We start from the raw sequence: 13,559 nt of genomic DNA on the forward strand, positions 1-13,559 counted from the left end.
GGCCGCGTTCGCACCGTCGCGCCCCGCTGTCTGAACCGCCAGGCGGCCAGAAGTTCACCGCCTGCCAGGTCGGCAAAAAAAAGCCCGCACGGAGGCGGGCAGCAACTTGCTTGTCGCAAGAGGGGATGCCGCTTGGAGGCCGGCATGGAAATAATAGGCCGGTGCGGCCCGCAAGGCTGTGACGCGGAGCACAGCTTGCTGCGCATTGCCCACCACCCCCAGGTGGCAAACCGGCCTCAGACGGTCGTACCCACCAGCGTGATGTCGACCAGTCGCGTGCTCATATGCCCATGGCCGTCGTCCAGGGTCACGGTGAACTGGTCGTGGCGCTGCTGGCCGCTGGCCAGCAGCGGGTCGATGGTCTGGTTGCCCACGGTATAGAGCCAGTTGACCTGGCCGGTGTGGCCGTCGGAACGCACCTGGGCGGTCAGCGTGCCCAGGGCGCCGGCTGTGGGCGTGACGCTCACGGTGTGCGCCGCAAAGGCCGGGTCCGCAAAGCTGAAGCCGCCGGCCGTGGCCAGCGTGGCGCTGGCATTGGTGCCGCCCAGGTCAGCGACCTTGCCGGGGGCGCTCCAATGGTAGCCCTGGTTGAAGCCCAGCGTGGCCGAAGCCACCTTCTGCAGCGCCACGGCTGTGGCCGGGTCGATGCCCAGGTCGCTCGCCACCTTGTCGCTCGCACCCAGCGAGCGTGCATCGAGGCCCGTCAGCGTCTCGAACAGCACCAGGCCCGAGAGGTAGGAGCCGTACTTGCTCGCGTGCAGGTTGTCGTCGTGCCAGAGGTTGATCTTGCCGCCGCCGGACACGCTGGCTCCGACCGTCTCCGTGTAGGGGTCGCGGATGGCCAGGCCATTCTGCACGGCGGTCATGAAGGCCGTGCCCACCGGCGCCACGCCCACGAAGTCGGCGTTGACGGCGGCCAGGTTGGCATAGGCATTCTGCAGGTCGGTGGTCATGCCCTCGAGCGTGAGGTAGTAGGCCGTGGCCTGGGTGTCCGACCGGCTGATGTCCCCCGTGCCCTCGTAGGCGCCGGCCCCATTGAGGGTGCGCGAGGTGAGCATGTCGTAGGCCCCGGCCACCATGTCGGGCCGCGCCCAGGTGGCATACAGGTACATGTCAGTCGACGCGTCGGCATTCGGGTTGCCCGCGATGGTGGTGCCGGGCTGCGTCGTGGTATCGGCCACCCCGGTGTGCACGAAGTTCTCGATCGCCGTGGCGTACTTCTGGAACTCGCCGATGTCGGCATTGGCACCCGAGGTGGTGGTGAGCGTGGCGTTGGCGGAGATGCCGAAGTCGGACCTGGACGGATCCGCCGCGAAGTAGGTGGCCGTGCCGTCCGCCGTGAAGTTCACCGTGAGCGCGGCGCTTGTATCGCCGCTGCGCGTGAAGGTATAGACCAGGTTCTGGCCGGCGCTCTCGTACACGCCCGCAGCCGAGCTCAGGCCCAGCGTCACGTTGGGCAGGCTGGTGTCGGTGCCGGCCGCGAAGTCGTCGTTGACGATGGTGCCGGAGACGGCGCCAAGCGTGCCCAGGTTGTAGTCGGAGCCAGTGCTGGTGAGCGTGAGGCGAATGGCCTCGTCGGCCTCCACCGTGCTGTCGGCATGCGGGTCCAGGATGATGCTGGCCGAAGTCTGCCCCGCCTTGATGGTGATGGAGCCCGTGTTGGAGGTGAACGAGACATTTCCCGTGGTCGTGGGGGCACCCGTGTCGGCGCTGGTGGCAAAGCCATTGCCACTGCTGAAGCGGTAAGGCGATGTGCCGCCGCCTCCCGATGCCGAAAATGCGCCCGAGGCGGTGGTGTACATCTCCAGATCCTGGCTGGCAGACACCGTGGTCGAGACCGATGGCGAGGTGCTGCCATCGCGAAAGGCGGTGAAACTCACGACCAGGTCGCTGGCCGTGGAGCCCGTGCGCGTGAAGGTGAAGACCAGGTTCGCCGTGCCATCCTCCGTCACCTGGCCGGGGCTGGCCGCCAGCGACACCGTGGCCAGGGCCGGGTTGGTGGCGGACGCAGTGGGGTCGTCGTTGAGGAGGGTGGAACCCACGGCGGAACTGGTGCCCACACGGTAGCCGGCCGACGCAGCCAGCTTGAGCGCCAGGGTTTCGTCGTACTCCTTGGCACCGTCGGCCGTGGGGGTGATGACCAGGTTGGCCGTGGCGCTGCCCGCCGCGAAGGTGATGGAACCGGAGCCCGAGGGCAGTGGTTCGTCCGTCTGGTCCTGCAGCACCACGATCTCCCACTTCTGGCTGGCGATGTTGCCGCGCATGTCCCAGTTGGCGGCCGAGGAGTTCAGGTAGTGCCCCTTGAGCGTGGCCGCGTTGCGGGTGGAGAGCGACACGTCGTAGCCCAGGCCCACCTGGTCGGCGAACTTGTCGAACAACCCCGCCACGCCGCCCCAGGGGTGCGGTTCGTAGAGGTTGGCACCGGTCAGGTTGGTGAAGCTCCCGCCATTGGCTGGCGAGGTCAGGTCGTGCACGCCGAAGGGGTTGGTCGCCGCGTCGTAGGTGTTGTACGACATGGCCGGGTCGATGCGTGCGAACGTGGCGCTGTTGCCCACGAACAGCACCGGGTTGAACACCGTGGCGATGTCCACGGCCGCTGCCGCGCCCTTGTTGCCGGCCGCGTCGCTGTAGCTGTCCTTGGCCACCACAATGTGCCCGCCCGCGTCGAGGTTGGCGGACGCCGTGGCCGTGAACGTGGCCGTGCGCACCAGGCCCGTGCCGCTCAGCGCGCCCAGCATGCCGCCGGTGGCCGTGATGTCCGCGGCGGTGAAACTCGTGCCCGGGTCTTCGGTGAAGGTGAACGTGATGGTGGCCGTACCGCCCGCCTTGAGCGCGGCGGCAGAACCCGTGATGGTCAGCACCGGGGCCTGGGTGTCCACAGGGCCTGGCGTACCGCCGCCGGCATCACCACCACCGGATGCCGGTGGCGGGTTGCTGCCCTGGCCGGCGGACACCCCAGGCGCCAGTTCACCCACGGCCTGCTGCTGCACCACCGCCGCGAAGGCAGCGCCCGTGAAACCATTGGCCGCCGCCTGGAAGTTGCCCGTGGCCACCGCACCTGCCGCATCCGTGGCCGCTGCGGACACCTGGCCCAGCACCGCCACCGTGGGGGCAGCGCCGACCGCATCGTTGGCGGCATCCACCACCTTGCTGATGAGGTCCAGGCTGCTGGCATCCAGCCGCAGGCCATGGTCGCCCGCGGCATCCGCCACGATGGCACGCAGGAAGGAGGCGTCCGACAGGTTCGCCACGCCGCCGGTTCCCCCCGCCGCGCCGGCGAGGGCATCCGCCAGGGACGCAATCAGCGTGCCCGCTGCCGCGCCGGCCTGGCCCGCATGCGGCGTGGCCACGCCTGGCTGGCCCGCCTTGGCCTCGGCCGCATCGAGCGCGGCCGCGCCGATGCTGACCACGTTCACCAGCGCCACCGCCACCTTCTGGTAGCCCAGCGCCACGGCCTTCTCGGCAGCGCTGGCACTGCTGCTGGCCAGCACGGCGAGTGGGTCGTAGGTCAGCAGGTGGATGCCGGCCGGCAGGTTCAGCACCTTGGCGAGCAGGGCCGTGGCTTGCTCCACCGTGGTGGTGGCCCCGCCCTTGTCCATCAGCGCCTGCACCAGGGTCGTGATGGGGTTCACCACCGTGCTGCCCACCGGTGCGGTGAGCATGCCCTTGAAGGCCTTGTTGGTGAGCAGGTCGGTGCCGCCGGTGGCCACCATCGTTCCCTGCACGCTGGCCGGCAGCGTGAAGCCGCCCGCGCCGTCGGTGGTGGCGGACCACTCGCCCGCATCGAGCCGGTGGTTGCCATTGGCGTCGGCAAACACGGTGGCGCCCTTCACATAGCCATCGGCCACATGCCCCTGGATGCCGGCGGCGGTGAGCCTGCCGGCCAGCGCCTGCACGCCGCTGATGCCCGTGGCCGCGCTGGCATCCGTGGCACCGATGCCCTGCAGCAGGGTGTGCACGGCGGTTTCCACGCCCACCCCGGCGAACAACGCGCCCTTGTTCTGGCTGGCCAGCGCGCTGTTGAAGGCGTTGGCCGCTTCGGCGCGGTGGTCCAGCGCGTTGTAGATCCCGAAATCGGCACTGACCAGGAAGTCCATCAGCCTGGCCCAGGTCGTGAGGCCCTGCTCCTGCGCCAGCCGCGCCACGGCCAAGCCCTCATCGGCCGAGAGCACCACCCCCAGGCTGTTGAGCGCCAGTTGCTGCACCGTGCCCCCGACGCCCCGGCTGGCCGACATCTGCCCCATGGCCACCTCGAAGGCCGCGGCCACCCGGCCGTAATGGCCATCGGCGGCCACCACCGCCTCGAATTCGGCGAGCAGGCCGGCAGGTGCGGCATGGCCGGTGGCAAGGATGAAGACTTGCTGCAGGACGTGGGATGCGTTGGGCGTGGACATGGCGATGCCTTCCGGGTACGGAATACGAAGTGGGAGGTTGACAACGAGTGGAGAAAAGGCGCGAGGCCCGGCGGGCAGCCTCAGGCTGGTCGGGCAGCGGCGCAAACGCCCGCACCACCCGCAGCAAGAACGTGTCTACGTTCTACGGGCTTGGGCAGACAGCGGTCGGCCCGGGAACCGGTGCATGGGAAAAGGCGTCTGGCCTGCAGGGCCGGCGGGCAGTGCCGCGGCCGCCAGCGGCAGCGTGGAATCGAATGGCAAGGCTTGTCTCCAGCGTTTTATTTGTGCCAACGATAAGCCTGCGACTCCATGAAATCCAATAGTATTTTCAGGGCATCTGCATATGCCCTGCATATGGAGTTTTCTCCGCCTCACACACCCGCCGCACTGCGCCTTCCAAGGTCAGGGGCGCACCCCCTGCCAATCGAGGATAGGATGCACCCCAGCGCGCCCACCGTGGTGCAACGGCGGCGGTGCCCCGCCATGGACGATTGAAAAAGCAAGGACCAATGATGGTGATGAAGATCGCGACCTGGAACGTCAATTCCCTCTCCGTGCGCCTGCCCCAGGTGCTGGCCTGGCTGGCCGCCAACCCGGTCGATGCGCTGGGCCTGCAGGAGCTCAAACTCACCGACGACAAATTCCCGCACGAGGCCTTCAAGGAGGCGGGCTACGAGGCCGTGGCCTTTGGCCAGAAGACCTACAACGGTGTCGCCATCCTGAGCCGCCACCCCATGACGGACATGGTGCGCAATATCCCCGCGCACGAGGACGCGCAGGCGCGCGTGATCATTGCCACGCTGGACACGCCCACCGGCCCGCTGCGCCTGATCAACGGCTACTTCGTCAACGGCCAGGAGCCCGGCTCGGAAAAATTCGCCTACAAGATGCGCTGGCTGCAGGCCCTGCAGGACCTGGTGCGCGCCGAGATGGCCGCCCACCCCCGGCTGGCCCTGGTGGGCGACTTCAACGTGGCGCCCGAAGACCGCGACTCCTACGACCCGGTGGGCCTGCGCGAGACCATCCACCACACCTCCGAAGAGCGCAACCACTTCAAGGCGCTGCTGGAGCTGGGCCTCACGGACAGCTTCCGCATGTTCGAGCAGCCCGAGAAGATCTACTCGTGGTGGGACTACCGCATGCTGGGCTTCCAGAAGAACCGGGGGCTGCGCATCGACCATATCCTGGTGAGTGAAGCACTGCGCAGCAGCGTGACGGCCTGCGTGGTGGATCGCGCCCCGCGCAAGAACCCGCAGCCCAGCGACCACGCACCGGTGGTGGTGACGCTGGAATGATGGCAGGCGGGCGGCCACCGGTGCCATTGCACGGGCCGCCGTTCAGGGCCGGGCCAGCGCTGCAGAAAAGCTGTGGTGCGAAAACTTCCACGGCCCATCGCGCTGTTTTCTGAGCCCCAACGCACATCGCCGCCATGGGCAAAGCCCATGGCGGCGATGGCGGGGGAGCAACTGCGATGCCTTCTCTTTTAAAGCACGGCAATGCCCTCACGGATGCGGCTGGCCAGTTTCCAGTCGGCCTGCGAACAGGAGGACTGGGATTCAGGCAAGCCGGCTGATCACGCGCAGATCATCAACGTGCGGGGTTGAAGCTGTCGCGCAGGGCCTTCACCTCGTCGTGGTTGCGTTGGGCACCATCGGCCTGGCGCTGTACCAGGGCACGCAGGTCCTGGGGCAGGTTGGCCTTCAAGGCCTTGCGGTAGCGGGCCACCGCAGCGTCTTCACCGCGCTCGCACTCTTCCAGCACGGCCTTGTCGTCCTGCGTGGAGAGCGCCGTCTTCACGGACACCCAGCCCCGGTGCAGTGCACCTGCCACGGTGCCGCCGCTGACGGGCTCTCCGCCGCGGGCGCGGATCTCGCGCTCCAGTTCGGCACCTGCGGCTGCGCATTCACGCGAGTGGCGTTGGAAGATGCCCTTGAGTTCGCCCGCATCGGCGTGTTCGGCGCTGGCGTGAAAGCCATACTCGCCGTCGCGGGCCGATTCCAGCAGATCGTTCAAGGTGTCGATCACGTCGTCGTTGTCGATCTCGCCAGTGACTTCCAGCGGCTGGCTGTTGTAGGCACGTTCGTAGGCAGCGCGGGTGGCGGGCTGAACATCCGTCCAGGCCAGGCCATCGTTGCCATGGCGGGCGCGCCAGTCATCGGCCAGACGGGGTTCGACGGCGTCGAAGTTGCCTTCATAGCGCCCCACCGAACTCCAACCCAGCTCATAGGCAGGGCGGTATTGGTCGTAGCTGCGGCCACCCACGTAATAGGGTTCACGGTGGTAGTTCTCGCGCCAGTAGGCGTCTTCGTTCGTGGGGTTGACGGCTTCGCCAGCAGCCTTGCCTGCAAGGCCACCGACCACAGCACCGGCAACCCCGCCGATGGCGGCGCCGACGGGACCGCCGAACGCCCCCGCAGCAGCACCGGCTGCAGCGCCGCCCATGGCAGCACCCACACCCGTACCCACGGGGTGGGCACCAGGTTCATTGGTCAGGGGATCGCGGTTGGCATCGTTGAAATCCGACATAAGAAGTCTCCGGTTGGTTGACAGTGACTTCATTGTGGTTGGCAGCTCTCGCCGCCAGGGTCGGCATGCAGAGGGTGCAGGTGTAGGACAGAGGGCCCCCCGCGCGTGCAGAGCCCCAGGCCATCCCGCCACTCGGCTGAAGGCGCTACCGAAGAGGCAACAACCTGCAACCAACGCGGCGCATGGGGTCAAACGGCGACCGTCTCCAAAAGCCCGCCAGCGGCACGCTCCAGCACCTCGCGGGCATGGGCCGCCGACATGCCGGCCTCGCTGCTGGTCCAGGCGACGAACTGGTCCGGGCGCACCAGCACCAGTTGCGCGCCGTAGCGTTCATGCTCGCCAGCGCCCTGCGCCTGAACCACGGTCAACGCCAGCGCCTTGGCCTCGGCGGCATCGAGAAAGGCCTGGACCGCCTGGGGATCGACGCCAAAGGCCAACAGGGAAAAGCCGGGGCCCAGTTCCTCGTAAACGTTCCTGCCCGAGGGCAGCACGGCAGGCGCCAGGTGGTGCCCAGGCCGCGCGTCAAAGCGGTGCGATCCCTTGGCGCTGCTGGTGCGGCCCTCGCAGCCCCAGACCACGCTTGAGCCCTCGTAGTGGGGCTCGAAGGCATGCACCTCGCCCACGGCGCCCTGGGCACGCGCATTCCAGGCGGTCACGAAGGCGACAAGGTCGCGCGCCGGGTCGTGGGTGTCGAGGAACTCGCGGTCCGTGTCGATGGATTTGGCGATGAAGTCGCGCATTGTGGAGGCAAACACCGGCCGGCGCTCGCCGTCGTACGAATCGAGCAGGCGCTCACCACCCCAGCCCTGCAGCACGGCGGCCAGCTTCCAGCCCAGGTTGCGCGCATCCTCGAGCCCCGAGTTGACGCCATAGCCTCCGTAGGGCGGGTGGCTGTGCGCCGCATCGCCGGCGACGAAGACGCGGCCGTTGCGGTAGCTGTCGGCCAGCATGAAGCGCAGGTCCCAGAATCCGATGTGCTCGAACTCCACATCGAATTGAGCACCCACCGCTTCGTGCAGGTAGGCCGCAAAATCGAAGTTGTCCTTGGTCGTGCCTGGCGGCACGGGGGCGTGGAAGAACCAGGTGTTGCCCAGGTCCACCCGGCCAAAGAACTTCCAGTAGCCCTGGAGTTCGGGCTGCAGCACGTTGTAGTAGGACTTGCCGGGGTAGCGTTCGAGCAACTGGTGCAGGCCGGGCGAGCGGAACACCAGCAACACCATCATGCGGTCATGGTCGGTGCGGGTCTGGGTGATGCCCGCCTGCTCACGCACGACGGAGCGTGCGCCGTCCGACCCCACGGCATAGGCACTGCGCAGCACGCGTTCGCCGCTGCCACCACGCTCGGTGATGGTGACCGACACCCCGTCGGCATCCTGCACCACGGCCTTGGCCTCCCAGCCGTACACGGTCTGCACCGAGGGCAGTTCGGCCACACGGGCACGCAGCACCGCCTCCGTCGCGTACTGCGGCAGCCGCTCGTTGCCGGTGAAGTAATAGGGCTTGACCAGGTCGCGCTGCAGCCAGTCGTAGCTGTGGGGGCCCAGCAGCGTGCCGTGCGCCGTCAGGCCACCGATGCCGTATTCCACGGGGATGGTGCGGGCGGCACGCAGCTCCTTTTCGGCCCCCCAGAAATGGAAGTGCTCCATGGTCCGCTGGGTCAGGTTCTGTCCCTTGGGGATGGGCTGGGGCTGCTGGTAGCGCTCCACGACGATGGTACGCACGCCACGCTGGCCCAGCTCGATGGCCAGCCCCATGCCCACGGGCCCACCGCCGACGATGACCACCTCGGCGTCCTGCTGCTCTGCCATGGCCTGGTCCTTGTTGCTCATTGTGTTCATTGCTTTCTGGTTCATTCCGCGGTGATGCCCTGGGCCTTGATCAGGTCAGACCAGCGCTTGGCGTCTGCCGCCACGAGCTTCCTGAAGGCATCGGGCGTGCTGTGGGCGGGCGTCATGCCCTGGGTCTCGAAGGACTTGGCCACGGCAGGCGCCGCCAGCACCTCGCGCAGCTCGGTGTTCAGCCGGTCGACATAGGCGCGGGGCGTGCCGGCCGGGGCGAACACGCCGTACCACATGTCCACGTTGAGATCACCGAGCTTCAGGCTGTTCAGCGAAGGCACTTCGGGCAGCAGGGGATGGGGCGTGCCGGAGCTGATGGCCAGCGCCTTGAGCTTGCCCGCCTTCACATGCTGCAGGGCCACGTGGATGGGCAGGAACATCGCGTCGATCTGCCCGCCCAGCAAGTCGGTCACGGCAGGCGCCGTGCCCCGGTAGCTGATGTGCGTGAGCGAAATCTTCGCCCGGTTCTTGAGCAGCTCCATGGCCAGGTGGTGCGGCGTGCCCGCGCCGGGCGAGCCGTAGTTGAGCGCGCCGGGCTTGGCCCGGGCGCGCTCGACCAGTTCCTTGAGCGACTGGATCTTCGAGCCCTCGCTGGCCACCAGCAGCAGTTGCCCCCAGCTCGTCTGGCCCACGGGCTGCAGGTCGGTCAGGGGGTTGAAGCCCTGCTTGGGGTACAGCGCCATGTTCATCACCAGCGTGTTCACGCTGACCAGCAGCGTTGCGCCGTCGGCTGGCGCACGCACCACTTCCTGCGTGCCGATGATCCCCGAGGCGCCCGCCTTGTTGTCGACGAAGAAGGGCCGCTTGAGCCGCTCGGACAGCGGCGCCGCGATCTGGCGCGCGATCAGGTCGATGCCCGTGCCGGGCGTGAACGGCACGACCAGGCGCACCGGCGTATCCGCACCACCGGCCTGCGCCCGGACCAGGGGCGCCGCCACCGTGGCCAGGGCGCCGAGCACCAGGCGCCTGCGTTGAAGGGAGGACGGCGGCAACGGAGTGGCAAGGGTCATGGCTTTGTCTCTTTGGAAGTTGGACCACAATTACAACGACAGTCTTGATTTGAATCAAACGGAAATTTCTGATGAATTCGTCAACAAAGCTGATGAATGTCAGCAGCCGCCAGCTGCACGCCTTTCTGGAAGTGACACGCCTGCAGAGCTTTGCCAAGGCGGCCGAGCAGGTGCACCTGTCGCCCTCGGGCATGAGCATGCTGGTCAAGGAGCTGGAGGAGCAGATGGGTGCGCGCCTTTTCAACCGCACCACGCGCTCGCTCACGCTCACCGATGCCGGCCGGCGGCTGCAGCCGGTGGCCGAGCGCATCGTCGGCGAGCTGCGCACGCTGGGTGCCGTGCTCGATGGCAGCGAGTCCGCCGTGCGCTCACGCCTGCTGGTGGCGGCCACGCCCATGATCTCGGCCAGCCTGCTGCCCGACGTGGTGCGCGGCTTTGCAGAGACCCATCCCCAGGTGCAGGTGCACCTGGCCGATGTCGAGGTGGGCACCGTGCGCCAGGAGGTGCTGGAGGGCGAGGCGGACATCGGCTTCGGATTCTTCGTCAAGCCGGCCGTGGGCCTGTCGCGCCAGCCCCTGTGCAAGTTCCGGCTCATGCGCATCAGCCCGCCCGGCGCAGGCAGCAGCGGTCTCGCGGAAAGCCTGCCCTGGAGCAGCCTCGCAGGCCTGCCCCTGGTGAGCCTGCCCTCGGGCAATCCGATCCAGGTGGTGATCGAAAAGCACCTGTCCCGCCTGGGCCGCACACACGAGGAACGCCCGCGCATGAACCTGCTGGGCACCATCATCGGCATGGTGCGCGCCGGCCGGGGCCACGCCATCATCCCCTCGTTCGCGATGGAGGAATGCCTGCGCCAAGGCCTCGGGGTGGCCATGCTGCGCGAGCCCGTGGCGCACCTGGACCTGTACCTGGTGTCGCGCCGCGGCACGCAGCCCAAGCCCTCGGCGCTGGCATTTGCGGCGGCGCTCAAGCGGGCCGCGGCGCGCTTGCCCGGTTGACCGCTGTAGACGAATCCGGGTCAGGTCTGCACTGCAGACCTGACCAGTGCATTGAGCCGCAGCGTGCCCCAGACCCCGATGGCGCAGTGCAGCAAGAAGCCGAGCAACATGCCGCCGAGTGCCACCGCGCCAAGGGTCTCCGCCGGTACCACAAACACCATGGCCAGCGTACCAAGCTCAATCAGCAGCATCACCACGATCTGCATCCGGACCACCTTGCGCAAGGCCAAGGCATACCCGTCGGTAGGGTAGTCCTTGAGATGCCTTCTGGCGAGCAGGAAGGCACCGCCGCCCACGGCGAGCTTCAACCCCATGGCAGGCAAACGCACACCCATGACACCCAATGCGACGAGGAGGACATAGGTCATCGGCATGCCCCATGCTGCGTACCAGCCAGCCCATCTGGGAAGTGATGCGGACGGCGCGGGTACAGAAGCTGCGGATTCGACGGACATGGTATTCACCGGGTGCGGACACGCCGCCGGAAGTTGGGTATCCGGACATCGTAGGCCCCTCGCCAAAAGTCACCTACCGAAATTTGCCCCGCAATCGCTCAGCGCCGCAACGAGGCCAGCAAGGCCGCGAACAGGATCAGCGAGCCCCCCAGCACCGTGCGCGGCTCCAGTTGCGAGGCCGACAGCAGCACCGAGGACACGCTGGCGAACACCACCTCCGACAGCATGACCACGGCCGTGGTGCCCGCCGTCAGGCGCGAGGCGCCGAACTGCAGCGCCCAGTTGCCCAGCATCAGCACGCCCGACAGCAGCAGCCCGGTGACGGCCCAGGTGGCGTTGAAGGCGGGGAAGGGGTCCACCACCCCGAACTGCATACCGACAAAGGCCGCCAGCAGCGCCATCAGCATGCAGCCGCCGAACATGGCGAACATGCGCGCCTGCCCCGGCACGGCGTGCAGGCGGCGCACAGTCACGTTGACCAGGGCGAACATGAAACCGCCCATCAATGCCAGGCCATCGGCCATGGACAGGCCCTGCAGCAGGCTGGCAGGCGATGCGTCCCCGGGCAGCAGCACCAGGACCACGCCGGTGAAGGCCAGCAGCAGCCGCGCGATGGCCATGGGCGTGGGCCGCTCGCCCAGGATGCGCCAGGCCAGCAGCACCGCCCAGGCGGGCATGAGGTAGAACAGCAGGATCACGCGCACCACATCGCCCACCGTCACGGCCCAATTGAAGGCCACGTTGTTCAGGCCCGATGCCAGCGCCAGCAGCCACAGCCCCGGGTGCTGGCGCACCTGCGCGAGGATGCCCGGCCGCAGGGTCAGCAGGCCCAGCAGCACCACCGCATACATCGCGGCCGTGGCCCACAGCGGGTGCAGGCCCGCCCCATGCATCAACCGGAACGGCCACCAGGCCAGGCCCCATACGAAGGCATTGAACAGCAGGGCGAAGACGGGCAGCGGAGATTGCATGGGGCAGAAATGCAGAAGCACCAGTGCCGGCGCACCAGGCACCGGCAGCAGTCATGGCGATACGAAAACGGGACCGGGCGAGGCAAGGTCCGGCCTTGCTGCCGCGCGATTGTGCCGTTCATTGGCCGCACATGCCGGGCGACTGCCAGATGACCGTTCGGCTACGCCTGTCAGCCGTGGTGCGTGTTGGTTCGCCACCGCGCAAGGCAGGGCTGCACGAACAGGTACAGCCCAGTGAGCAGCAGCAGTGCCAGCGGTGCCAAGGGTGCATAGGTGACCCACGCGGGCGGGACACCCTGAGCCATGGCCACGAAGTTGGCAACGATGGTCAAGGTGAACACCATGGACACCCAGCGGTGGGTGCGCCGCAACCAGAGCCCCAGGCCGTTCATCGCGTGGCCCCCTGCGCCAGCTGGATGATCTTCCAGCCATTGCCCGCAGGATCGCGAAAGCCCGCATCCACGTTGCCATAGCGGTCCACCGGCTCCTGCGTGAACTCCACGCCGCGCTCGCGCAAAGTCGCGCAGAGGGCTCGGCAGTCGGCCACATGCCAGACCAGCGGCGGCATCGCGCCCTTGGCGACCATGGCGCGCAGGGTCTGCGCCGTGGCGTCATCGTGCAAGGGTGCCCCCGGGGCGAACAGCCCGAGCTGGAACGAGGGCTGCTCCGGGTGCTGCACCGTGAGCCAGCGGTAGCTGCCATTGCGCACGTTGGTGTGCACGCGAAAGCCGAGCTGGTCCACATAGAAGGCCAGCGCCTTGTCCTGGTCGTCCACGTACATGCCCACCACACCGACGCCCTGGGTGGGCGGGTTCATCATCGCTGTCGTCATCACTCGATCTCCTTGGTTGTCGAAGACCTGTTTGTACCGGCCGCCGCGCGGCGGCGCTTCTCCAAAACTGCGATCGTGAGGTCCGGCCGCTCCGCGGCCTTGAGGATGCACGCCGGCATGCTGGCGAGCGGCCCCGCGTCGGCCCGCGCCTCCCGCCGCAGCAGGCTGGGGCTTTTGCCGGTGATGTCGCGAAAGATGCGGCCAAACGTGCCCAGGCTCTCCCAGCCGGTGGCAAACGCGATGTCGGTGACGGGCCAGTCGGTGTCGCGCAGCAGGGTCGACGCCTGCTCGATGCGCCGCGTGAGCAGGTAGCGGTGCGGCGGAACGCCGAAGGCCTGCTTGAACGAGCGCGCGAAATGCGCCTGCGAGACACCGCTCACCTCGGCCAGTCGTTCCACGGGCCAGGCCTCGTGCGAGGCTGCGTCCATCCGGTCCTTGGCACGCAGCAGGCGCCGCAGCAGGGCCGGGTCCTGCAGGCTGCCCACGGCCGGCAGTACTGGAGTAGAGGTATCGGTTGTAGCGGGTGGAGTCATGGGTC

General features: G+C 67.9%; 11 protein-coding genes. 2 read left to right on the top strand and 9 right to left on the bottom strand.

Features of this window, described 5'->3' with window-relative positions; genetic code table 11:
- Positions 1-236: 236 nt before the first annotated feature.
- Positions 237-4,394: an Ig-like domain-containing protein gene (locus tag ACSQ3Y_RS25040; RefSeq protein WP_436179222.1), complete on the bottom strand. Its 4,158-nt coding sequence runs from the start codon at positions 4,392-4,394 to the stop codon at positions 237-239.
- 518 nt (positions 4,395-4,912) lie between these two features.
- Here ACSQ3Y_RS25040 and xth point away from each other — a divergent pair.
- A complete protein-coding gene (xth, locus tag ACSQ3Y_RS25045; protein WP_436179223.1) occupies positions 4,913-5,689 on the top strand; it encodes an exodeoxyribonuclease III in 777 nt (258 codons plus the stop codon).
- A 292-nt stretch (positions 5,690-5,981) separates the two neighbouring features.
- Here the strand turns inward: xth and ACSQ3Y_RS25050 are convergent, their stop codons facing one another.
- The 3 genes from ACSQ3Y_RS25050 to ACSQ3Y_RS25060 all read right to left on the bottom strand — a co-directional run bounded on the left by ACSQ3Y_RS25050 (position 5,982) and on the right by ACSQ3Y_RS25060 (position 9,768).
- The gene (locus ACSQ3Y_RS25050; protein ID WP_057205542.1) at positions 5,982-6,920 is read right to left on the bottom strand and encodes a ferritin-like domain-containing protein; all 939 of its coding nucleotides are present in this window, start codon (positions 6,918-6,920) and stop codon (positions 5,982-5,984) included.
- A gap of 188 nt (positions 6,921-7,108) precedes the next feature.
- Positions 7,109-8,758: an FAD-dependent monooxygenase gene (locus ACSQ3Y_RS25055; protein WP_436179224.1), complete on the bottom strand. Its 1,650-nt coding sequence runs from the start codon at positions 8,756-8,758 to the stop codon at positions 7,109-7,111.
- 11 nt (positions 8,759-8,769) lie between these two features.
- Complete coding sequence (locus ACSQ3Y_RS25060; RefSeq protein ID WP_436179225.1) at positions 8,770-9,768, bottom strand: Bug family tripartite tricarboxylate transporter substrate binding protein; 999 nt, start codon at positions 9,766-9,768, stop codon at positions 8,770-8,772.
- 71 nt (positions 9,769-9,839) lie between these two features.
- Between ACSQ3Y_RS25060 and ACSQ3Y_RS25065 the strand changes: the two genes are divergently transcribed.
- A complete protein-coding gene (locus tag ACSQ3Y_RS25065) occupies positions 9,840-10,763 on the top strand; it encodes a LysR family transcriptional regulator (RefSeq protein ID WP_436179226.1) in 924 nt (307 codons plus the stop codon).
- A 20-nt stretch (positions 10,764-10,783) separates the two neighbouring features.
- On the opposite strand, the gene ACSQ3Y_RS25070 is transcribed toward ACSQ3Y_RS25065, so the two are convergent.
- From ACSQ3Y_RS25070 to ACSQ3Y_RS25090, 5 genes are all read right to left on the bottom strand, one after another.
- Positions 10,784-11,137, bottom strand: coding sequence for a hypothetical protein (locus tag ACSQ3Y_RS25070; protein WP_436179227.1), 354 nt, complete (start codon positions 11,135-11,137; stop codon positions 10,784-10,786).
- A 179-nt stretch (positions 11,138-11,316) separates the two neighbouring features.
- Entirely contained in the window at positions 11,317-12,189 is an 873-nt protein-coding gene (locus tag ACSQ3Y_RS25075) for a DMT family transporter (RefSeq protein ID WP_436179228.1), read from the bottom strand.
- Positions 12,190-12,359: 170 nt separating this feature from the next.
- Positions 12,360-12,581 carry a hypothetical protein gene (locus ACSQ3Y_RS25080; RefSeq protein WP_057269648.1) on the bottom strand — a complete coding sequence of 74 codons (222 nt, stop codon included), beginning with the start codon at positions 12,579-12,581 and terminating at the stop codon, positions 12,360-12,362.
- Entirely contained in the window at positions 12,578-13,021 is a 444-nt protein-coding gene (locus ACSQ3Y_RS25085) for a VOC family protein (RefSeq protein WP_436179229.1), read from the bottom strand. The genes ACSQ3Y_RS25080 and ACSQ3Y_RS25085 overlap by 4 nt, the downstream gene beginning before the upstream one ends.
- Positions 13,021-13,554, bottom strand: a complete 534-nt coding sequence (locus tag ACSQ3Y_RS25090) for a helix-turn-helix domain-containing protein (protein ID WP_436179230.1) — start codon at positions 13,552-13,554, stop codon at positions 13,021-13,023. The genes ACSQ3Y_RS25085 and ACSQ3Y_RS25090 overlap by 1 nt, the downstream gene beginning before the upstream one ends.
- Between the last annotated feature and the right edge of the window lie 5 nt (positions 13,555-13,559).

It is taken from the genome of Acidovorax sp. LjRoot66 (assembly GCF_964253305.1).
Classification (GTDB): Bacteria; Pseudomonadota; Gammaproteobacteria; order Burkholderiales; family Burkholderiaceae_C; genus Acidovorax.